General features: G+C 71.9%; 20 protein-coding genes. 10 read left to right on the forward strand and 10 right to left on the reverse strand.

What is annotated here, in order from left to right:
* Nucleotides 1-1,227, reverse strand: coding sequence for an ROK family transcriptional regulator (locus tag V6N00_RS07545; RefSeq protein ID WP_416385047.1), 1,227 nt, complete (start codon nucleotides 1,225-1,227; stop codon nucleotides 1-3).
* Nucleotides 1,228-1,428: 201 nt separating this feature from the next.
* On the opposite strand from V6N00_RS07545, the gene V6N00_RS07550 reads away from it, so the two are divergent.
* From V6N00_RS07550 to V6N00_RS07565, 4 genes are read left to right on the forward strand one after another with little or no spacing between them, the layout of a single operon-like run.
* Nucleotides 1,429-2,190, forward strand: a complete 762-nt coding sequence (locus V6N00_RS07550) for a sugar phosphate isomerase/epimerase family protein (RefSeq protein ID WP_334231460.1) — start codon at nucleotides 1,429-1,431, stop codon at nucleotides 2,188-2,190.
* Nucleotides 2,187-3,329: a Gfo/Idh/MocA family protein gene (locus V6N00_RS07555; RefSeq protein WP_334231461.1), complete on the forward strand. Its 1,143-nt coding sequence runs from the start codon at nucleotides 2,187-2,189 to the stop codon at nucleotides 3,327-3,329. Before V6N00_RS07550 ends, V6N00_RS07555 begins: the two co-directional genes overlap by 4 nt.
* A 2-nt stretch (nucleotides 3,330-3,331) precedes the next feature.
* A complete protein-coding gene (locus tag V6N00_RS07560; protein WP_334231462.1) occupies nucleotides 3,332-4,480 on the forward strand; it encodes a Gfo/Idh/MocA family protein in 1,149 nt (382 codons plus the stop codon).
* 44 nt (nucleotides 4,481-4,524) lie between these two features.
* On the forward strand, nucleotides 4,525-5,526 hold the full coding sequence (locus V6N00_RS07565) for a sugar phosphate isomerase/epimerase family protein (RefSeq protein ID WP_334231463.1): 1,002 nt from the start codon (nucleotides 4,525-4,527) through the stop codon (nucleotides 5,524-5,526).
* Nucleotides 5,527-5,930: 404 nt separating this feature from the next.
* On the opposite strand, the gene V6N00_RS07570 is transcribed toward V6N00_RS07565, so the two are convergent.
* Nucleotides 5,931-6,413 carry a GrpB family protein gene (locus V6N00_RS07570; RefSeq protein ID WP_334231464.1) on the reverse strand — a complete coding sequence of 161 codons (483 nt, stop codon included), beginning with the start codon at nucleotides 6,411-6,413 and terminating at the stop codon, nucleotides 5,931-5,933.
* Nucleotides 6,414-6,515: 102 nt separating this feature from the next.
* On the reverse strand, nucleotides 6,516-7,580 hold the full coding sequence (locus V6N00_RS07575) for a LacI family DNA-binding transcriptional regulator (protein ID WP_334231465.1): 1,065 nt from the start codon (nucleotides 7,578-7,580) through the stop codon (nucleotides 6,516-6,518).
* Nucleotides 7,581-7,761: 181 nt separating this feature from the next.
* On the opposite strand from V6N00_RS07575, the gene V6N00_RS07580 reads away from it, so the two are divergent.
* The 4 genes from V6N00_RS07580 (at nucleotide 7,762) to V6N00_RS07595 (ending at nucleotide 11,471) form a co-directional block, all read left to right on the forward strand.
* Nucleotides 7,762-8,958 carry an amidase gene (locus tag V6N00_RS07580; RefSeq protein WP_334231466.1) on the forward strand — a complete coding sequence of 399 codons (1,197 nt, stop codon included), beginning with the start codon at nucleotides 7,762-7,764 and terminating at the stop codon, nucleotides 8,956-8,958.
* The gene (locus tag V6N00_RS07585; RefSeq protein WP_334231467.1) at nucleotides 8,951-9,868 is read left to right on the forward strand and encodes a nitrilase family protein; all 918 of its coding nucleotides are present in this window, start codon (nucleotides 8,951-8,953) and stop codon (nucleotides 9,866-9,868) included. The genes V6N00_RS07580 and V6N00_RS07585 overlap by 8 nt, the downstream gene beginning before the upstream one ends.
* Nucleotides 9,865-11,073 (forward strand): hypothetical protein, encoded by a 1,209-nt coding sequence (locus V6N00_RS07590; protein ID WP_334231468.1) that lies wholly within the window; start codon nucleotides 9,865-9,867, stop codon nucleotides 11,071-11,073. The genes V6N00_RS07585 and V6N00_RS07590 overlap by 4 nt, the downstream gene beginning before the upstream one ends.
* Nucleotides 11,074-11,156: 83 nt before the next feature.
* A complete protein-coding gene (locus tag V6N00_RS07595) occupies nucleotides 11,157-11,471 on the forward strand; it encodes a sigma-70 family RNA polymerase sigma factor (protein WP_334231469.1) in 315 nt (104 codons plus the stop codon).
* Between the two features lie 56 nt (nucleotides 11,472-11,527).
* Here V6N00_RS07595 and V6N00_RS07600 read toward each other — a convergent pair whose 3' ends face one another.
* From V6N00_RS07600 to V6N00_RS07615, 4 genes are all read right to left on the reverse strand, one after another.
* Complete coding sequence (locus V6N00_RS07600; protein WP_334231470.1) at nucleotides 11,528-12,424, reverse strand: alpha/beta hydrolase; 897 nt, start codon at nucleotides 12,422-12,424, stop codon at nucleotides 11,528-11,530.
* A gap of 177 nt (nucleotides 12,425-12,601) precedes the next feature.
* On the reverse strand, nucleotides 12,602-14,875 hold the full coding sequence (locus tag V6N00_RS07605; RefSeq protein ID WP_334231471.1) for a DEAD/DEAH box helicase: 2,274 nt from the start codon (nucleotides 14,873-14,875) through the stop codon (nucleotides 12,602-12,604).
* Nucleotides 14,876-14,969: 94 nt separating this feature from the next.
* Nucleotides 14,970-15,395, reverse strand: a complete 426-nt coding sequence (locus tag V6N00_RS07610) for an arsenate-mycothiol transferase ArsC (protein WP_334231472.1) — start codon at nucleotides 15,393-15,395, stop codon at nucleotides 14,970-14,972.
* A 40-nt stretch (nucleotides 15,396-15,435) separates the two neighbouring features.
* On the reverse strand, nucleotides 15,436-15,885 hold the full coding sequence (locus V6N00_RS07615; RefSeq protein WP_334231473.1) for an Lrp/AsnC family transcriptional regulator: 450 nt from the start codon (nucleotides 15,883-15,885) through the stop codon (nucleotides 15,436-15,438).
* A gap of 79 nt (nucleotides 15,886-15,964) precedes the next feature.
* On the opposite strand from V6N00_RS07615, the gene V6N00_RS07620 reads away from it, so the two are divergent.
* Nucleotides 15,965-16,711, forward strand: coding sequence for an AzlC family ABC transporter permease (locus V6N00_RS07620; protein ID WP_334231474.1), 747 nt, complete (start codon nucleotides 15,965-15,967; stop codon nucleotides 16,709-16,711).
* Nucleotides 16,708-17,055 carry a branched-chain amino acid transporter permease gene (locus V6N00_RS07625; protein WP_334231475.1) on the forward strand — a complete coding sequence of 116 codons (348 nt, stop codon included), beginning with the start codon at nucleotides 16,708-16,710 and terminating at the stop codon, nucleotides 17,053-17,055. The genes V6N00_RS07620 and V6N00_RS07625 overlap by 4 nt, the downstream gene beginning before the upstream one ends.
* A gap of 42 nt (nucleotides 17,056-17,097) precedes the next feature.
* Here V6N00_RS07625 and V6N00_RS07630 read toward each other — a convergent pair whose 3' ends face one another.
* The 3 genes from V6N00_RS07630 to V6N00_RS07640 are packed head-to-tail and all read right to left on the reverse strand — an operon-like array spanning nucleotide 17,098 to nucleotide 19,959.
* Entirely contained in the window at nucleotides 17,098-18,150 is a 1,053-nt protein-coding gene (locus V6N00_RS07630; RefSeq protein ID WP_334231476.1) for a DUF2891 family protein, read from the reverse strand.
* A 1-nt stretch (nucleotide 18,151) separates the two neighbouring features.
* Nucleotides 18,152-19,240, reverse strand: coding sequence for a DUF979 domain-containing protein (locus tag V6N00_RS07635; RefSeq protein WP_334231477.1), 1,089 nt, complete (start codon nucleotides 19,238-19,240; stop codon nucleotides 18,152-18,154).
* Entirely contained in the window at nucleotides 19,237-19,959 is a 723-nt protein-coding gene (locus V6N00_RS07640; protein ID WP_334231478.1) for a DUF969 domain-containing protein, read from the reverse strand. The genes V6N00_RS07635 and V6N00_RS07640 overlap by 4 nt, the downstream gene beginning before the upstream one ends.
* Nucleotides 19,960-20,055: the final 96 nt, after the last annotated feature.

Raw genomic sequence — 20,055 nt, forward strand, 5'->3', positions numbered from 1 at the left:
TCAGGCGTCGGCGACGAGGGCGCCGATGCGGTCCGGGGAGAGGACGTGGTCGATGATCATGTGGCTGGCGCCGAGCACACCGGCCCGGTCCCCGGCCATCGACTGGACGATGCGCAGCCGGGCGGTGGCGAGTGGGAGGGAGCGCTGGTAGACCATCTCGCGCACGCCGGCGAGCAGGTACTCGCCGGCCGCGGAGAGGCCACCGCCGATCACGATGACCGACGGATTGAGCAGGTTGACGCAGGTCGCGAGGACCTCGCCGATGTCGCGGCCGGCCTGGCGCACGGCCTGGACGGCGTCCACGCTGCCGTGGCGCACGAGGTCGAGCACGTCCTCCCCGCTCTCGGCGTGGACTCCGCCCGCGTCGAGGGCGGAGGCGACGGCCGGGCCGGAGGCGAGGGCCTCGAGGCAGCCGACGTTGCCGCAACGGCACAGCACGCCGTCGCCCCGGGAGAGCCGGACGTGGCCGATGTCCCCGGCCGTTCCGTCCGCCCCGCGCTGCAGCAGGCCGCGGCCGACGATGCCGGCGCCGATGCCGGTGGCGACCTTGACGAAGAGGAGGTTCTCCTCGATCGGCCAGTACCCGGCGCGCTCGCCCAGGGCCATGATGTTGACGTCGTTGTCGACGAGGACGTCCAGTTCGCCGCCGAGACCGAAGGACTGCTGCACGTACGCGGGCACGTCGAAGCCGTCCCAGCCCGGCATGATCGGGGGGTTGGCGGGGCGACCCGTGGAGTGCTCCACCGGGCCGGGCAGGCCGATGCCGATGCCGGCGAGTTCCCGCACGTCACGGCCGGCGCGCTCGAGCAGGCGGCGGGCCTGCTCGACGACGAGGTCCAGCACCGCGACGGGGCCGACGGCCACCTCGATCGCGGCACGGGACTCGTCCAGGACACGGCCGCCGAGGTCGGTCAGGGCGATCAGCACGTGGGTCGCGCCGACGTCCACGGCGAGCACGACGCGGGAGGATGCGGAGAAGGCGAACCGGGACGGGGGGCGACCTCCCGAGGAGACGGCCTCCCCGGCCGGTCCGATCAGGCCGCATGCCATCAGGGCGTCGATCCGGGTCGCGATGGTCGACCGGGCGAGGCCGGTGATCTCGGCCAGCTCGGCCCGGGTGCGCGCATGCCCGTCGCGCAGCACCTGGAAGAGTTCCCCGGCCCGCAGCGCGGTGCTGGCCGGGGCGGGAAGGACGGCGGTCGCGGAGAAGGCGAGTCCGCCGGGCACCGGCGGCCTCGTGCTGGCAACGAGCGGCGACGGCATCCCCCAGTGATAGCACGCCGCACTTCTGCCTGTCACATGATTGCTGACGTCGAATTTGTCACAGCTTTTGCTTGACCACCGTCAGAAGCTGGCTTAGGTTCGGTCGTGAGTTCGCTCAGCCGGGGACGCGGTCCTGCGTCCCCGTCCACCGCCAGGAGGCCCCTCGTGCGCTATGCCCTGCAGTTGTACACCGTCCGCGACGCCCTGTCGGCGGATCTGGCGGGCACCATCGCCCGCGTCGCCGAGATCGGCTACACCGCCGTCGAGCCCTACAACTTCGTCGCCACGGCCGACGCCCTCCAGGCCGCCTTCACGGAGCACGGCCTGACCGCTCCCTCGGGACACGCTCCCCTGCTCAGCGCCGACCAGGAGGAGATCTTCGCCGCCGCGAAGCAGCTCGGCATCGAGACCGTCATCGACCCCCACGTGGACCGCGCCCGCTGGCAGACCGCCGAGGACATCGCCGCCACCGCCCAGGCGCTCAACGCCGCCGCCGCGGCCGGCGCGAAGCACGGCATCCGCGTCGGCTACCACAACCACGAGTTCGAGCTGCAGTCCCGGATCGACGGGCGCTCCGGCCTCGAGGTGCTCGCGGAGCACCTGGATGACGCCGTCGTGCTCGAGGTCGACACGTACTGGGCCGCCGTCGGCGGCGAGGACCCGGTCGAGCTGCTGCGCCGGCTCGGGGACCGCGTCCGCTTCGTCCACATCAAGGACGGCCCGCTGACCACCGAGGACAAGGACCAGGTGGCCGTGGGCAGCGGCAAGATGCCCATCCGCGACGTCCTGGCCGCCGGCTCGTCCGTCGAGACCGCGGTCGTCGAGCTCGACGACTTCACCGGCGACATCTTCACCGCCGTCGCCGACAGCCTGGCGTTCCTGAACTCCGACACGAGCTCCGACGAGGCGCAGGAGGCCACCCGATGAGCGAGCAGACGAGCGCCACCGAGAAGCAGCGTTCTGCCCAGGGTTCCGGCCCGGTGGGTGTCGCCATCATCGGCGCCGGCGTCATCAGCAAGGAGTACCTGACCAACCTCACGCGGTTCCCGGACGTGCGGGTGCTCATGGTCGCCGACCTGTTCCCCGAGGTCGCCGCGGCGCGTGCCTCCGAGTACGGGATCGGCGCCTCCGGCAGCGTCGAGGACGCGCTGGCGCACCCCGACGTCGAGATCGTCATCAACCTGACCGTCCCGGCGGCGCACGTCGAGGTGGCCACCGCCGCCGTGCAGGCCGGCAAGCACGTGTGGAGCGAGAAGCCCTTCTCACTGGACCGGGAGAGCGGGCTCGGCCTGCTCAAGGCCGCCGACGCGGCGGGCGTGCGACTCGGCTGCGCGCCGGACACGTTCCTCGGCGCCGGCCTGCAGACCGCGCTGCGCACCGTCGCCCGTGGCGACATCGGCACCCCGCTGACCGCGCTGACGCTCATGCAGTCCCCCGGCCCCGAGTCCTGGCACCCGAACCCGGCATTCCTGTTCCAGGCCGGCGCCGGCCCGCTGTTCGACATCGGGCCCTACTACCTGACCACCCTGGTGCAGACGTTCGGTCCCATCGCGAAGGTCGGCGCGTTCGGCTCGCAGTCCCGCCCGTCCCGCACCATCGGCTCGGGCCCGAAGGCGGGCGAGGCCTTCGACGTCACCGTCCCGACCCACGTCAGCGCCATCGCCCAGTTCGAGGGCGGGGAGTCGTCGCAGAGCATCTTCAGCTTCGACTCGCCGAAGCAGAACGTGGGCGTCGTCGAGATCACGGGCACCGAGGCGACCATCGCCTTCCCGGACCCCAACATGTTCGACGGCGACATCGTCCTCACCCGCGTCGGCGCCGAGCCGGAGATCATCCCCGCCGTGGGCTCGACCTCCTCGCGCGGCACCGGGGTGCTCGAGATGGCGCGCGCCATCCGGGCCGGTGTCCCGCACCGGGCCCAGGGCGAGGCGGCGTACCACGTGCTCGACGCGATGGTCTCGATCGCCGAGTCCATCGAGACGGGGTCCTTCATCTCGCTCGAGAGCACCGCCGTCGCCGCCGAGCCGCTGCCGGAGGACTTCGACCCGACCGCGAAGACGCTCTGACCATGTCCGGGAACCGTTCCCGCCCGTTGGGGGTCGCCACCATCGGCTACGCCTTCATGGGCAAGGCCCACTCCCAGGCGTGGCGGAACGTGGCCAGTTACTTCGACGTGCCGGCGTTCGAACGCACGGTGCTCGTGGGCCGGGATGCGGACGCCGTCGCCGAGGCGGCCGCCCGGTACGGCTGGGCGGAGTCCGCAACCGACTGGCGCTCCCTGCTGAGCCGGGACGACATCGACATCGTCGACATCTGCACGCCCGGATGGCTGCACGCCGAGATGGCGATCGCGTTCCTCGAGGCGGGCAAGCACGTACTCGTCGAGAAGCCGCTGGCCAACTCGATGACCGAGTCCGCCGCGATGGTCGCCGCCGCCGAGGCGGCGGCGGCCCGCGGCGTCCGGTCGATGGTCGGATTCAACTACCGCCGGGTTCCGGCACTCGCCCTGGCCCGCGACCTGATCGGGCAGGGCCGCGTGGGCACCGTCCGCCAGGTGCGGGTGAGCTACCTGCAGGACTGGCTGGCCGACGAGACGGCACCGATGACCTGGCGGCTCCGCAAGGAGACCGCCGGCTCGGGGGCCCTCGGCGACATCGCGTCCCACGCCATCGACCAGGTGCAGTTCCTGCTCGGGGACACCGTCACCGACGTCTCCGGCCGGCTGCACACGTTCGTCCCGACCCGGAACGGGCCCGACGGCCCGGAGCCGGTGACCGTGGACGACGCCGCGTGGGCGACGCTGAGCCTGGCCGGCGGCGCCGTTGCCAGCGTCGAGGTCTCGCGGGTGGCGCTCGGCCGGAAGAATGCCCTCACCATCGAGGTGTACGGCAGCGAGGGCAGCCTCGCGTTCGACCTCGAGCGGCTCAACGAGCTGATGGTCCTCGACGGCACCGTGCCCGTCGAGCGGCAGGGCTTGTCCCGGGTGCTCGTCACCGAACCGGGGCACCCGTACCTCGACGCCTGGTGGCCACAGGGCCACACCATCGGGTGGGAGCACACCTTCACCCACCAGATCCGAGACTTCCTCACGGCCATCGACACCGGCGTCGCCCCGAGCCCGTCGTTCGCCGAGGGCCTGGCCGTCCAGCGGGTGCTCGCCGCGATCCAGGAGTCGGCGGCGGCGAAGAGCTCCATCGTCACCGTCGGCAGCATCTGAGTTCCGCTCCCCCTCGTCCGCTTTCGTCACCGCAGGAGGCACCGATGCCCCGCCCGTACACCCTGTTCACCGGCCAGTGGGCCGACCTGCCCTTCGAGGAGGTGGCCCGGCTGGCCGCGTCGTGGGGCTACGACGGCCTGGAGATCGCCGTCTCCGGCGACCACCTGGACGCGTGGCGCTGGGACGAGCCCGGCTACGTCGCGGGCAAACTCGCGGTGCTCGAGAAGCACGGCCTGAAGGTGTGGGCCATCTCCAACCACCTCAAGGGCCAGGCGGTGTGCGACGACCCGATCGACTTCCGCCACCAGGCGATCGTGGGACCGAGGGTGTGGGGCGACGGCGACCCCGAGGGGGTACGGCAGCGCGCCGCGGAGGAGCTCCAGCACACGGCGCGGCTGGCGAAGGCGCTCGGCGTGCAGACCGTCGTCGGGTTCACCGGCTCGTCCATCTGGCCGTACGTGGCGATGTTCCCGCCCGTCCCGGAGTCGGTGATCGACGCCGGCTACCAGGACTTCGCGGACCGCTGGAACCCGATCCTCGACGTGTTCGACGAGTGCGGGGTGCGGTTCGCGCACGAGGTGCACCCGTCCGAGATCGCCTACGACTACTGGACGACGGTGCGCACGCTCGAGGCCATCGGGCACCGCGAGGCGTTCGGGCTGAACTGGGACCCGAGCCACTTCATGTGGCAGGGCATCGACCCGGTCAGCTTCATCTGGGACTTCAAGGACCGGATCTACCACGTGGACTGCAAGGACACGAAGGTGCGGATGACCGGCCGGAACACCGTGATGGGATCGCACCTGCCGTGGGGCGACCCGCGGCGCGGCTGGGACTTCGTCTCCGCGGGCCGGGGCGACGTGCCCTGGGAGTCCGCGTTCCGCGCGCTGACCGCGATCGGCTACGACGGGCCGATCTCGATCGAGTGGGAGGACGCCGGCATGGACCGCCTCGAGGGCGCCCCCGAGGCGCTGGCCGCGCTGAAGACGTACGACTTCGCGCCGTCCACCCAGTCGTTCGACGCCGCGTTCAGCAACCAGAGCTGAGGCGCCGGGCGGGCGTGATCTGGGGACGCGCCCGCCCGGGCCTCGACCATGTCGCCCCGCCTGTTCGGTCGGTCTCACCAGATTCGGTCGCGATGCAGACGCTGCGGCGAGAATCTTTGTCGCCCGGATACTTCGGCATAGACAAGGCGTCTTCCGGTAGCCTCAGCGGCATCATGCGCAAAGCGGCGATGAGGAGGCGGCGATGTTTTCACTTACCGTAGCGGTCGTCAATTCGACGCCGGGCATCAGTTGGACGGTATGGCCCGTGTTGGCGCTCGTCGTCATCGTCGGAATTGGACTTTCCATCGCAAGGAAGAGGAAGAAGTAAAGCCAAACGGTAGGCGAGCCCAAGTCTGCTGCTCTATCGAACATGCGAGCAGACATGGCCGACCCCGGCGACCCCTCTACGAGCCGTTGTCCGCGTGAAGCAACTTTGCCACCGTGGGGTACTTCGCCGCCGTGTAGTCGCCCCAGCCCTGGGCCTTGTCCGCTGCTTCGACCTTCACCTTCTGGTACTCGGCGCGCGCCACAGGATCTGATCGCAGGCGATCGCGGAAGGCGAGACGTGCGGCCCACCTGGTGCCGTCGAAACCGACGACGTGAATGATGCAGTGTCGGGCAGTCCGGTCGGGCATGGAAAGCCAACAGTGACCAGGGCGAACCCCTTCCAGGTCGAATCCTGTGTCCGCGAGAGCAGCAGCAGTCCGCTGGACGTCCGCTTCGGCCACCCCCACGAGAACATCGACCACGTCCTTCGCCAGAATTCCCGGCACGGCCGTCGACCCGATGTGCTCGATGTGCGCATCGGGGACGATCCCCGCAACCACAGGGGCAATCGCCGCGTACCGCTCAGCCCACTCCGCGACGCGACTGGGCACCAGCTTCACCGTTTCACAGTCCTCCACGTCCCGATCTTGCCATCGCATGGCGGACAGACGGTCCTGCAGTAAAGACGCGGCTTCTCGACGCAGCGATCGACGCGGCGGCGCTCACGGCGCCTCGACGACGTCGGTCCGTCCCGCGGCAGCCGTCCCGGACGGGTCCGTCGACTCCCGCACCATCAGCTCCGGCGCGAACACGCGCGACTGGACCGACTCACCCCGCAGCGACCGGATCAGCAGGGTGGCGGCCTCCCGGCCGATCTCGGCCATCGGCGATCTCACGCTGGTCAGCGGTAACGGCAGCAGCGCAGCCAGCGGCGTGTCGTTGTAGCCGGCGACGGCGACGTCCCGGCCGATCTCCCGTCCCGCGGCGCGGACCGCCCCCATCGCCCCGATCGCGGTGAAGTCGTTGACGGCGAAGATCGCGGTCGGTGCCCGGCCCGGTGAGCGCAGCAGCGTCGCCGCGGCCGTCGCGCCCGCCTCGGCGTCGAACCCGGTCTGGATCACCCGCTCGGGCGGGACGGGGTGGCCGAGCTGCGCCATCCGCTCGACGAAGCCGGCACCGCGATCCGCGCTCGTGCTCGCCCACGGCCGGCCGCCAACGACGGCGCAGTCCGTGTGGCCGAGCGCCGAGAAGTGCTCGGCGACGAGCTGCCCGCCCCGGCGATCGTCGCCGGTCGAGCTGACGTGATCGCCGGAACGGCGGTTGACGAGGACCACCGGCACCGACCGCCGGCGCAGGCCGTCCAGGAACGTCGGGTCCAGGGTCGCGTCGCCGAAGATGAACCCGTCGACGCGCCGGCTCAGCGCCGCCTCCGTGAACTGCTCGCGCAGCTGCTGATCGTCCTGGCTGTTCGACACGTAGGTCGTGTAGCCCTCGGTCGCCGCCCGCTGCTGGAGCCCCTCGTACATCGTGGCGAGAACGAGGTCGGAGAGCCGGGGCACGATGACGGCGATCTCCTGGCTGTGCCCGGTCCGCAGGCGCAGAGCGGTCGGGTCCCGCTGGTAGCCGAGATCGCGCGCCACCGTGCGGATGCGCTCGGCCGTCGCCGCGCTCGCGGCACGCCGGCCGTCGTCCGCGGCATGGAGGACCCGCGACGCCGTGGAGATGTGCACCTGCGCCGCGCGGGCCACCTCGGCGAGCGTGGGCGGCGGCTTCTCCCGATCCAGCATGGGTCCAGCTTTCCTCATCCCTGCCGCCCCGATCAGCAGGCGGTGGACGGTCCTCCCTTGACACTCACGGCATTGGTGACTTGAATCATAGCCAAACGTTTGGACCAAACGATTGGGTAACGTGGATCTCGCTTCACCGACGACACCGTGGCCGGACACAGCGGCAGCGCACAGCGTGCGGTTGGCGCACGAGCGAGCCGACCTCAACGCCTTCGTGACCGTCGTCGAGCACCCCGCACCGCCGTCGGACGGCCCGCTGCACGGCCTGCCGTTCGCGGCGAAGGACGTCATCGACACCGCCGGCGTCCTCACGACGCGCGGCTCGAGGCACTTCGCCCACCACGTCCCGACGGACGACGCCGCGTGCGTCGACCTGCTCGTGCGCGCCGGTGCCGTTCTGGTGGGCAAGACGACGACGCACGAGTTCGCCAACGGCCCGATCGGGGACAGTGCCCTCAACGGCGCCGCACGGAACCCGCACGACCTCGAGCGGGTCACCGGGGGCTCGAGCGCCGGCAGCGCGGCAGCCGTCGCTGCGGGCATCGTGCCGTTCGCGCTCGGCACGGACACCGGGGGCTCCGCCCGCATCCCGGCCTCCCTCTGTGGTGTGGTCGGGTTCAAGCCGACGTTCGGGCGGTTGTCCACGCGCGGCGTCTTCCCCCTGGCGCCGAGCTTCGACACGGTCGGGTTCCTGACCGACGATCCCGCCCTCCTCGCCCGGGCCTGGAGCCTCGTCGACCTCGCACCCGCCGGGCGTCCGGCCACCCGGGTCGGACGCCTGACCGGCGAGGGGATCTCCCCCGTCCACCCGGCCGTCGACGGCGTCGTCCGTCGTTTTCTCGACCCGCTCCGGCCGGTCGAGCTGTCCCTGCCCGAACTCGGCCGGACGTGGGAGATCTACCGCCGCATGCAGGGAGCCGAGGCCGGTGCGATCCACCGCGAGCGCCTCGCGACGGCTCCGGAACTCTTCCAGCCCGACGTCCGGGACCGGCTCGAGGCCGGCGAGGCGGTGCGGGGGTGGGAGTACGTCGCCGCTCTCGATCTCCAGCGGCGCCTCCAGGACGACCTGCTGGCCGTGTTCGACGACGTCGACGTCCTCGCGCTGCCCACGACGCCGATCACCGCTCCCCTGCTCGGCGCCACCGACGTCGACCTCGCCGGCCGCCGGGTTCCCGTGCGGGAGGCCCTCCTGAGCCTGACCCACCCGTGGAGCGTGCTCGGCTGGCCCGCCGCCAGCGTCCCCGCCGGGACCGTCGCGGGCCTGCCGGTCGGCGCGCAGTTCGTGGCCGCCCCCGGACGGGACGCGACCCTCATCGATTTCATCCGCCGGGTGTGCACGACGACACCCGAACAACCGCAGGAGACCCACCATGACTGACGCCAGCCCCGACGCCCACCCGCAGACCCCGGCACCGATGAGCCCACTCTCGGTGGCCGCCGTCCAGTTCGACATGCCGGTGGGCATGGAGAACAAGCAGGCCAACGTCGACCGGACCGTCACCCTGATCAACGAGGCCGCTGACGCCGGTGCCCGGCTGATCGTGCTGCCCGAGCTCTCCAACACCGGTTACTCCTTCGCCACCCGCGCCGAGGCGTACGAGCACGCCGAGCCGGTGCCCGGCGGCCCGACCTGCGAGGCGTGGACGGCGCTCGCCCGGGAACGGGACCTCTACATCGCCGCCGGGATCACCGAGGCCGACGGCGTCCACCTGTACGACACCGCCGTCCTGATCGGCCCCGACGGCTACATCGGCCGCTACCGCAAGACCCACCTGTGGAACCGGGAGAAGCTGGTCTTCGAGCCCGGCAACGAGGGCATCCCGGTGTTCGACACCCCGATCGGACGCATCGGGCTCCTCATCTGCTGGGACATCTGGTTCCCCGAGGTGGCGCGCATTCTCGCGACGCAGGGCGCCGACGTCATCTGCTCGGTCAACAACTGGGTGTTCACCCCGCCCCCGCTGTTCGACGAGACCGGCAAGGCCATGGCCACCTACCTGACGATGGCGGCGGCCCACCAGAACTCGGTCTACATCGTCGCCGCGGACCGGGTAGGCGAGGAGCGGGGGGCCAAGTTCCTCGGCTGCTCCGTGATCGCCGGCCTGAACGGCTGGCCGATGGGCGAGGTCGCCGGCGCGACGGAGGAGACCATCCTGTACGCCGACATCGACGTCGTGGGTGGCCGCTCGGCCGTCATCTGGAACGAGCTGAACGACCTGCCGCGGGACCGCCGCGTCGACCTCTACGACCCCCTGCTGGGCTACTCGGGGACGGTGCGTCCCCGATGAGCACGACGTCCACGCGCGCACCCGCCCTGTCCCGCGGCCGGGGGGCCGCCCTCTGGCTCGGCGGACTGGGCCTGCTCGTCGTCGTCGGACTGCTGATGTGGGCGCTGTCCGCGGTCACCGGGGCCGGCGCCTGGCCCGCGTACGCGGTGTGGTCGGAACGCGGCAACCCGCTCCGGTGGCTGATGTGGGTGGTCGGCGACTCGAACGAGGCGCAGTTCTACAAGAGCTCGATCGGCGCCGTCGGCCTCACCGCCGGAGTGCTGGTGGCGACCGTGCTGCTGCGCGCGCGACGGCGGGCCGCCGGATTCCCCATCGCGTACGGGACCGGCCTGATCGGGCCCATCCTCGGCGCCTCCTGGCTGTCCCTCGTCCTCGCCAACGTGGCGTGGCAGTGGACCATCGACGCCGCGTTCCCGTGGCAGCCCACCTTCGTCACCTTCGTCTCGGTGCCGACCGCCATCGTCCTGATCTACGGGAAGGGCTGGCGGACCGTGCTCACGGCGGCCGTCCTCGGCGCGGTACTGACGACGCCCATCGCGATCCTCGTCGTCGACTTCGTCTGCACCCCGCTCGCACTGCCCGCCATCGTCGGCAACGTCACCGGCATGTGGGGCGGTGGGCTGATCGCCTTCGCCCTCTGCCGGGCGCTGCCGTGGATGCGGCTGCCCGAGCCCGCGCCGGACGACCCCGAGGGCGGCCCGCGACCCCCGGAGGGCGACTTCCGTACCCCGCAGTGGGTGGTGCGGCGGGCGCTGGCCGACTTCACCGAACCGCAGTTCTACGGCAACGAGTGGACGTCGCTCGGGCTGATCGCGGGCACGATCCTCGAGTTCTGCCTCAACCCCACGTCGCCCATGTACGGCTCCGGGAGTCTCCCGGCGGTGCTGATGGCCCAGTTCATCGCCACCGTCCTCGGGGTGCTTCTCTACCGGCGGCAGTGGGAGGCGGCGGGCTTCTACCCGACGTTCATCCCGATCGTCTCGGTCGCCCCGGCCCTCGTCCTGACCTTCGGCCCCAGCCCGCTCGTCATCGTCGTCGCCGGGGTGCTGGGGGCGCTGATCGCGCCACCGCTCGGCGCGTGGCTCTCGCGGGCACTCCCGTCCGACTTCCACCCCTACATCGCGTACGTGGGCGCGATGACCATCTCGGTGGCCGTCCTGGTGCCGTTGCTGAAGCTGGTCCCCGGCTTCACCCCCGTGTCCTGACCCGGAACGATGCCGGCCGGATCGTCATCGAATCGTGACGCGGCATCGAACTATCAGTGGGCTTATGATGTCATGCTGAGCGGATGGGGAGTTCGGATGATGCCGTCGTCTCCCGCGACGACCACCTCGCCGGCCTCCTGGCCGCGGTGGCGCGCGGGGATCGTGATGCCTTCAGCGCGCTGTACGACGCGAGCTGTGGCCACGTCTTCGCCGCGATCCGCACGGTCATCGCCGGCGATCTTCACCGTGAGCACGTGCTGCACGAGACGTACCTGTCCATCTGGCAGCACGCCCCGGCCTGGGACGCCGCCCACGGTACCGCGATGAGCTGGTGCCTCATGCTCGCCCGCCGGTGCGCCGCCGCTGGTCGTTCGGACCCGGAGACCCCCGCGGCCTGACGGCGTCCTACCGATCGGCCGCGGGGTTCGCCCGAACGCCCGTTGGGGCCGCCGGTTCAGAGCGCGCGCTTGATGCTCTCCACGACCGCAGCCGAGCCCTCCCGGCCGATGCGGGTGGGCAGCAGCGGGTAGACGTGCACCTGCCCCGCCTTCTCGTGGACCGTGATCTCGACGCCGGCGTCCCGTGCCTTCTTCTCCAGCAGGTGGACGTCGGGGTTGAGCACGTCCCGCGAGCCGATGAAGACCGTCAGCGGGCCGAGGCCCGTGAGGTCGCCGAACAGCGGGCTCACCGCCGGGTCGGTCATCGGCAGGTCACCGCGCCACGCCTCGGCGAACACCGTGGCGCCCTCGGTGCCCAGCCACGGGTCGGTCGGCTGCACGTCGGGGATCTGCGGGTTGCTGAACGTCAGGTCGAGCGCGGGGGAGATGAGGGTCGTCATCGGCAGGCGGACACCGTCGTCCCGCAGCTGCAGGGCGGCGGAGAGGGCGATCTGCCCGCCCGCGGAGTCACCGGCCAGGCACGTCGGCCCGTACTTCTCGAGATCGGACCGGACGAGTTCGACGACCCGGTCCCGGGTCTCCCCCGCCGTCCCGTAGGGCACCAGTGGGTAGATCGGCACGGTGACGGCGACGCCTGCCTCGGCCGCGATGTCCGCGATGAGGCGCCAGTGGAAGCCCACGATCTGGTTGACCCAGCCACCCCCGTGCGCATACACGACGCTGCCGGCCGGCCGCGGTGTCGCGGTGGGCGTGACGGTGTACACCGGCCAGTGCCGATCCTGGACGACGTCGACGCGGACGTCGCTGCGCAGGCGCTTCGGCGGCCCGTAGGCGGCCGGGCGCAGGACGTTGTCCTCCAGTCGCTTGCGGGCGCCGGCGGCCGTGACGAACGGCTTGTTCGCCCCCGCCAGGCGCAGCAACGGGGAGACGAGGGCATCGGGCAGTGTGACCATGGACGAAGCGCTCCTGACTCGGGAGGACCGAACTCGTGAAGACCGACGGATCGGCCGGTGGACCGGCGCTGACGCCCGTCGGAAATGCCTGGTGACCAGCACCGATGCGCTCACGCTACCCCGCGCAACTGTCGGTTCCCGTGGAGCACCCCGTGCCGACCCGCGGAGCCTCCTGTGCTATCCCGCGGAGGCGAGCGTGAACGGCAGCACCGCGCCGGCGCCGGCCCGGCGCAGGTCCCGCGCCGCCACGGTGAGGGTCCACCGGGAGTCGACCAGGTCGTCCACGAGCAGCACCGGCTCTCCGTCCAGCTCCGCGAGCGCCGCGGCGAGCTCGGGGGTGACGACGTGGCCACCCCACACCCCGGCGAGCCGGAACGCGCTGTTGCCACCCGGGCGGGACGCCGGGTGCCCGTCCCGCACCGGCATTTCCCCCAGGTAGCGCAGGCGGCCCACCTCGGCCAGCCCGCGCGCGAGGGAGGTGATCAGTTGCGGCTGTGTCCGGGAGCCCAGCGCGACGACCCCGGCCGGCCGGCGTGCCCAGCCCCACTCGCGGAGCACGCGGACGCAGGCCTTCCCGAGGTCGGCGGGCAGCTCGCCGTCACGCGGAGCGGGAAGGGTCGAGTCGGCCTCGCCCGACTCGACGGGACGCGCGTCGAACACCTCTCGCAGCCGGCCGCCGAACCCGAGGTCCGACAGGCGCGCCAGTGCCCGCCCGGGCTCGGCCCGCTCCGCCTCGGGGATCTTGCCCTTGACCGGCGAACCCTCGTCGTCGGTGACGCCGAGCCGGTCCATGCCCGACGGCCAGGTGGTGCGCGGTTCGATCTCGACGCCGGCCGCGGCCAGGGCACCGGCGGCGCGCTCGGTGCTGCCGGCATCGACGGCGGCCGGGTACCAGGGTGCGGTGCACCGGTCGCACCGGCCGCAGGGGGCGGCGTCCTCGTCGTCGAGCTGCCGGGTGAGGAACTCCATGCGGCAGCCGGTGGTGCGCTCGTACTCGAGCATCGCCTGCTGCTCGGCCTTGCGGGCGGCCGAGATGGCGGCGTACCGCTGCTCGTCGTACACCCACGGCACGCCGGTGGCCTGCCAGCCGCCGGCGACCTTCTCGATCGCCCCGTCGACCGCGAGCACCTTGAGCAGCAGCTCGAGCGGGGTGCGCCGCAGGTCGACCCGGGCCTCCAGCGCGGGCACGCTGAGCGCGCCCCCGGCGTCGGTGAGCTCGGCGATGACGGCCTCGGCCTTCTCGCGGCGCGGCATGGATGCGGTGGCGAAGTACTGCCAGATGTTCTCGTCCTCGATGCCGGGCAGCAGCAGCACGTCCGCATCCGCCCCGGACCGGCCGGCACGGCCGACCTGCTGGTAGTACGCCACGGGCGAGGACGGGGCGCCGAGGTGGATGACGAACCCCAGGTCCGGCTTGTCGAAGCCCATGCCGAGCGCGCTGGTGGCGACGAGGGCCTTGACCCGGTTGTCCTTGAGCGCGTCCTCCAGTTCCTGCCGGTCCGCGGGGTCGGTGCGGCCGGTGTAGGCGCGCACGTCGTACCCGGCGGCGGCGAGGGCGCGGGCGGTGTCCTCGGCGGCCGCCACGGTCAGGGCGTAGATGATGCCCGATCCCGTCAGGTCCCCCAGGTGCTGGAGCAGCCAGCCGAGCCGGTCCGTGTTGTTGCCCAGCCGCAGCACCCCCAGTCGCAGGGATCGGCGCGCGAGCGGGCCGCGGAGGGTGAAGACGCCGTCGTCGGCGCCCGCACCCCGGGGTGAGGCGGCAGCGCCGTCGAGCAGCCGCACGTCCAGCTGCTCGGCGACGTCGGCGACCACCCGGGCGTTCGCCGTCGCCGTCGTGGCGAGCACCGGCACACCGTCGGGCAGCTCGGCCAGCAGGTCCCGGATGCGGCGGTAGTCGGGCCGGAAGTCGTGGCCCCAGTCGGAGATGCAGTGGGCCTCGTCGATGACGACGAGCGCGCACCGGCGGATCAGGTCCGGCAGCTGCTCGGCCCGGAAGCGCGGGTTGGTGAGCCGTTCGGGCGAGATGAGCAGGACGTCGACGTCGTCGGCCGCGAGCCGGCCCGAGATGTCGGACCACTCGGTGGCGTTCGCGGAGTTGATCGCCACCGCACGCACGCCGGCGCGCTCGGCCGCGCCGATCTGGTCCCGCATCAGGGCCAGCAGCGGGGAGACGATGAGCGCCGGACCGGCCCCGCGACGGCGCAGCAGCAAGGACGCGAGGAAGTAGACCGCGGACTTGCCCCACCCGGTGCGCTGGACGACGAGGGCGCGCCGGTGATCGGCCACCAGCGCCTCGATCGCCTCGTACTGCCCGGGGTGGAAGCCGGCGTCGGGGTTGCCGGTGAGGGCGTGCAGCACCTCGAGCGCCTCGGCGTACAGCCCGCGGTCGCGGACGGTCGGCTCGTTCTCGTCGAGCGCGGTGGTGCTGTCGGTCTGCGGGGTCGGGCTCATGCTCCCAGCCTCTCAGGTCCCTCCGACAGTTCGCTCGACGGGCAGCAATCGGGCGCCCGGGCGAGCAGCCGCCAGCGCCGCAGCCGACCCGGCGTCAGGCGCCGGGCAGCAGCTCGTCGATCAGGGCATCCACGCGGCGACCGATGTCGTCGCGCACCAGCCGCATCCGCTCGATGCCGTCGATCCCGCGGATGGACGGTTCGTCGGTGTCCCAGGTGACGATCGTGCCGCGCATCCCCTCGACGGGCTCGACCACGGCCTCCCGGCCGAGCACGACGACGCGATCGGCCCGCCGCAGCAGCGCCGGGTCGAGCGACTTGGGGTACTCGCCGGCGACGGAGGCACCGGCCTCCTCGAGGGACTCGCGCGAGAGGCCGTTCAGCTCCGTCCCGGGCCGGACTCCGGCGGAGTGGATCTCGAGCGCCTCACCGGCGTCGCGGCGGGCGAGGGCGGCGGCCATCTGCGACTTGCCGGCGTTCTTCACGCAGACGAAGACGACGCAGGGACGGTCAGCGGGCACGGTGTCCTCCGGGACGGCGGCAGGGGGGGGGGGACGGGATTCACCGTACCGGCCGCAGCGACTTGATGACCTTCATGGGGAACCGGGACGTGACCGTCTGGATGCCGGCGATGGTCATGATCCGGTTGCGGATGAACGCCTCGTAGGCCGCCAGGTCGGGGACGGCGACCCGGATGAAGTAGTCGGGCGAGCCGAAGAGCCGGAACATCTCGAGGACCTCGTCCATCTCCTCGACGGTCTGTTCGAAGTGGTCGACGGTCGCCAGGTCGAACTGCTGGAGGGCGACGTCGAGGATCACCTCGAACCCCTCGCCGAGGGCCGACGGGTCGATGTCGGCGCCGTAGCCGAGGATCACGCCGTCCTCCTCGAGCCGCTGCACGCGGCGCAGGCACGGACCCGGCGTGAGGCCGACGCGGTCGGCGAGGGCGACGTTCGAGATGCGTCCGTCGTGGCGGAGGATGTCGATGATGGCGCGATCGATGCGGTCCATGCCAGATCATTGCACGATCAGTCGATCAGTCGACCGAATCGGCAACCCGGTGGCAGGCGGATCCTGAGATCATGGTGGAGTGACGGAGACGATCGAGGTGGCGCCACCACCGACGCGGCGCCGGCAGATCGCGGCGGGCGTGCGGGACTCCCTGGCCGCGGGTCTCGGGATGTACCCCATCGGTATCGCCTTCGGGGTGCTGGTCATCCAGGCCGGACTGCCCTGGTGGCTCGCGCCGGCCCTGTCGACCTTCGGTTTCGCCGGTTCCCTCGAGCTGCTGATGATCACGATGATCACCGCGGTGACGCCGCTCGCGACGATCGCGCTGACCACGTTCCTCGTCAACTTCCGGCACGTCTTCTACGCCTTCACCTTCCCGCTGCACGTGGTGCGCAACCCGGTGGCGCGCACCTACTCGATGTACGCCCTGATCGACGAGGCGTTCGCGGTGACCGCGGGACGGCCGCGCGGGTGGACGTCCTGGCGCCTGGTGTCGATGCAGGTCGCGTTCCAGACGTACTGGGTGGGCGGCGGGCTGACCGGCGTCGCACTCGCCCAGCTGATCCCGTTCCGGATCGCCGGCCTCGAGTTCGCGCTCTGCGCCCTGTTCATCACCCTGACGCTCGACGCGTGCCGCACCCGCCGGGAGGTGCCGTCGCTGCTGCTGGCCGGCCTCAGCTTCGCGGCTGCCGTCGTGCTGGTCCCGGACTCGGCGCTGTTCGCCGGGCTGATCGGCTTCGTCGTCCTGCTCGTCATCCGCTACACGGTCGGCCGGGCGCGGTCGATCCGGGACGCGCCGAACCCGGGACCGGGGGCGGCGTCGTGAACGCCGGCGCGCTGAACGGTTGGTACGTCGCCGGTGTCCTGACGATCATGTTCGCCATCACCTTCACGCTGCGGGCGCTGCCGTTCGCCCTGCTCAAGCCGCTGCGCTCCTCGCGATTCGTGCAGACGATGGCGGTGTGGATGCCGGTCGGGATCCTCGGGGTCCTCGCCGCGGTCACGTTCCGCTCGTCCGCCGGGCACGACACGGCGTCGCTGTTGAGCGGGCTGGTGGCCGCCGTCGTCACCGTCGTCGTGCACCTGGCATTCGGGCGGCGGACGCTGCTGAGCGTCGGCCTCGGCACGGCGACCTTCGCCGTGCTGGTCAACGTCGCCGGGATGGCCTGACCGGCACCCGACGTCGGCCGCGGCCGGCGCCGGGCACCTCGCTCAGACCGTGAGTGCGGCCTGCTCCCGGGCCTCCATCGCATCCCACGCGAACGAGGCCAGCCAGTGCGTCGAGTAGTACTCCTCGCCGACGCTCGCGGCGAGACCGGCCGCGAGCAGCGGCTCGACCGCCGGCTCGATCAGCTCGACCAGACCCCCCGCCACGCCGGCACCCCGCAGCGCGTCGACGACGCGGCGCGCGGACCCGGCACGCGAGAGATCCAGCCCGAACAGGTGCACCTGCTGCGGGTCGTTCTCGTCCCGCACGACGGCCGGGGCCAGCACCTCGTCGCCCGGCTCCAGCGCCGAGAAGAAGCCCTCGGCCCAGGCGGCGAACTCGGTCGCGGGAAGCACGGCCCGCATCAGGTCCGCCTCGGCGAAGCCGGCCGAGAGGAAGTCGTGCCCGCTGCGCTCCCACCCGAACGGCCAGCCCGCGTCCGCCCCGAACCACGCGCGCGCCGTGCGCGACACCGTGTCCTCGAGTCCCGTCCGACCGAGCACCCGCGCGGCGTCGAGCGCGAGCAGCAGCCCGAACGCGGAGTTGGAGTGCACGCCGTGGCGCACGGGGTAGGCCGCGTTCTGGACCCACCGGGTCGTCAGGTCCTCCAGGACGTCGATGAACGGCGTGAACCCCGGCGCGAGGGCACGAACCGCGGGCGCCTCGGACGTCGAGACCTCGGCCGCGAGCCGGAAGCCCCACGCCCACCCGTACGGCCGCTCGTAGTGCGGCGTCGCGGCGAGGTACTCGGCCTCCTGCGCCAGGTGGGGGCCGGTCAGGTGGGCCTCGAGAATGCCGGTCAGCTGCGCCGCGAGCCCGTCGTCGAGCGCGTCCGAGGTCGTCGCCGCGTACGCGGCCAGGCGCGCCGCCAGCCAGTGCATGTGCACCGACGAGTGCCAGTCGTAGGACGTCGCGAACGCCGGGTGCAGCTCGACGGGCAGCGCCCGGTCCTCGGGGCCCAGGGCCGTGTGCTGGGCGGCGTACGGGTACTCCCGTTCGAGGTTGCCGATCACCACCCGCGCGAAGTCGGACGCCCAGGCGGAACGATCGAGGGACACGTCAGAACGCGACAAAGTACATCACTCCCATGTTGACGACGAGCAGGATCCCGGCGGTCGGGAGCTGCGCCTTGATCGGCCCGTACTTGTCCCGCATCTCGAGCAGGGCGGCGGGCACGAGGTTGAAGTTGGCGGCCATCGGGGTCACGAGCGTCCCGCAGAACCCGGCGAGCATGCCGATCGCGAAGACGGCCGCGGGGTTGCCGCCGAAGCCCTGCACGAGGACGGGCCAGCCGATCGCCGCCGTCATGATGGGGAACGCCGCGAACGCGTTGCCCATGACGATCGTGAAGATGGCCATGCCGGCGCAGTAGACCACGACGGCAGCGAGCAGGGAGCCGGCCGGCAGCACGGTCTTGGCGATGGTGCCGACCGCGGTGCCGACGCCGGCCTGGGTGAAGACGATGCCCAGCGTCGAGAGCATCTGCGGAAGCAGCGCGGCCCAGCCGATCGCCTGCAGCAGCCGGCCGCCCTCGCGCAGCGGCGTCGTCACGGGCCGGGGCGGGCGCAGGACGAGGACGGCGACGACGACCGCGAGGACCGCGCCGATCCCCAGGCCGGTCAGCGTGGCACTGCCCTCGGCGAGCAGCGGCTTGCCGCCGATGCGGATGAGCGGGCCGAGCGTCGCGACGAGGACGGCGACGACCGGCACCACGAGGGCGGGGACGAACAGGCGGTTGCCGAACCGGGTCGCGAAGTCCTCCCGTTCCTCGGGCGAGGACGTCGCCAGCACCGACGGGGCGGCCTCCCGTCCCGGACCGGCCACCCGCGGGATGGCCGACGTCGGCGTCGCCGGACCGGTGGGCTGCCCGGCCCCGGCGCCGGCGACGGCAGAGGTGCGCGTCCTGCTCGTCGTGCCGGTGAACCCGAAACCGGCCAGGGCCACCATGACGAGGACCGCGATGCCGAGCACCCACGCGGGTGCCGACTTGGCCGCGACGAAGGTGCCGTAGAAGAAACTCAGCCCGAGCACACCCCAGAACGCGGCGTTGCCGAGGCGCTTCGCGTGGCCGGCGTCGAGCAGGATGAGGACGGAGACCGCCACGAAGAACGCGCCGATGAGCCAGTAGAGCCATTCGTTGGTGATCATGCCGCGCCTCCCGTCGTCGCACGCGCCCCGGAGCCGGCGGACTTCGCGAGGTCGGCCGCCATCCGGTCGAGCCGGCGGTCGAGCAGCAGCAGGCGTGTCCCGTGGATCAGCAGCGCCGCGACACCGGTCGGGATCGCCCACAGCGCCAGGTTGATGGGCTCGAGCGTCAGGTGGTACGAGGTGTCGACGAACGTGGTGATGAGCAGGATGGAGCCGACGGCGACGAAGATGTCCTCGCCGAAGAACACCCCGACGGTGTCGGAGGAGGCCGAGAACCCCTTGACCTTCTCGCGCATCCGCTCGCTGAGGGTTCCGTACCGCTTGGTCGCGGCACCCTCGGCCATCGGGTAGACCAGCGGCCTGACGGTCTGCGCCGGTCCGCCGATGCTCATCAACCCGACCGCGGCGGTGACCTGGCGGACCGCGAGGTACGCGGCGAGCAGGCGCCCCGTGGTGAGCCGGTCCAGCTTCGCGATGAGGCGCTTGGCCTGGACCTGCAGGCCGTAGCGCTCGATCAGCCCGATGACGGGCAGCACGAGCGCGAAGGTCGTCACGGACCGGCTCGAGGCGAAGCCGTTGCCGAAGGCGTCGAGGATGCCGACCGGTCCGATCCCGCCGATGAGGGCGGTGACGATGCCGGCGACGGTGACGACGAGCAGGGCGTTGACGCGGAGGGCGAAACCGACGATGACGACGGCGACGCCGATGAGGACGAACATGCGATTCCCTCCGAGCGGCGGACAAAGCAGGCCAGCTTGCCAGCATCGTCCGATTGTCGTCCCAGCTCAACCCCTGTCGCGTGGGGACTCTCCCGC

Origin of the sequence: Tersicoccus mangrovi, from assembly GCF_036881825.1 — a bacterium.
Classification (GTDB): Bacteria; Actinomycetota; Actinomycetes; order Actinomycetales; family Micrococcaceae; genus Tersicoccus; species Tersicoccus mangrovi.

What these genes read in the sequence shown, in the direction of transcription:
- V6N00_RS07555 (WP_334231461.1), top strand. Translation starts at nt 2,187, where the DNA reads ATGAGCGAGCAGACGAGCGCCACCGAGAAGCAGCGTTCTGCCCAGGGT.
- V6N00_RS07560 (WP_334231462.1), top strand. Translation starts at nt 3,332, where the DNA reads ATGTCCGGGAACCGTTCCCGCCCGTTGGGGGTCGCCACCATCGGCTAC.
- V6N00_RS07565 (WP_334231463.1), top strand. Translation starts at nt 4,525, where the DNA reads ATGCCCCGCCCGTACACCCTGTTCACCGGCCAGTGGGCCGACCTGCCC.
- V6N00_RS07575 (WP_334231465.1), bottom strand. Translation starts at nt 7,580, where the DNA reads ATGCTGGATCGGGAGAAGCCGCCGCCCACGCTCGCCGAGGTGGCCCGC.
- V6N00_RS07585 (WP_334231467.1), top strand. Translation starts at nt 8,951, where the DNA reads ATGACTGACGCCAGCCCCGACGCCCACCCGCAGACCCCGGCACCGATG.
- V6N00_RS07590 (WP_334231468.1), top strand. Translation starts at nt 9,865, where the DNA reads ATGAGCACGACGTCCACGCGCGCACCCGCCCTGTCCCGCGGCCGGGGG.
- V6N00_RS07595 (WP_334231469.1), top strand. Translation starts at nt 11,157, where the DNA reads ATGGGGAGTTCGGATGATGCCGTCGTCTCCCGCGACGACCACCTCGCC.
- V6N00_RS07600 (WP_334231470.1), bottom strand. Translation starts at nt 12,424, where the DNA reads ATGGTCACACTGCCCGATGCCCTCGTCTCCCCGTTGCTGCGCCTGGCG.
- V6N00_RS07605 (WP_334231471.1), bottom strand. Translation starts at nt 14,875, where the DNA reads ATGAGCCCGACCCCGCAGACCGACAGCACCACCGCGCTCGACGAGAAC.
- V6N00_RS07615 (WP_334231473.1), bottom strand. Translation starts at nt 15,885, where the DNA reads ATGGACCGCATCGATCGCGCCATCATCGACATCCTCCGCCACGACGGA.
- V6N00_RS07635 (WP_334231477.1), bottom strand. Translation starts at nt 19,240, where the DNA reads ATGATCACCAACGAATGGCTCTACTGGCTCATCGGCGCGTTCTTCGTG.
- V6N00_RS07640 (WP_334231478.1), bottom strand. Translation starts at nt 19,959, where the DNA reads ATGTTCGTCCTCATCGGCGTCGCCGTCGTCATCGTCGGTTTCGCCCTC.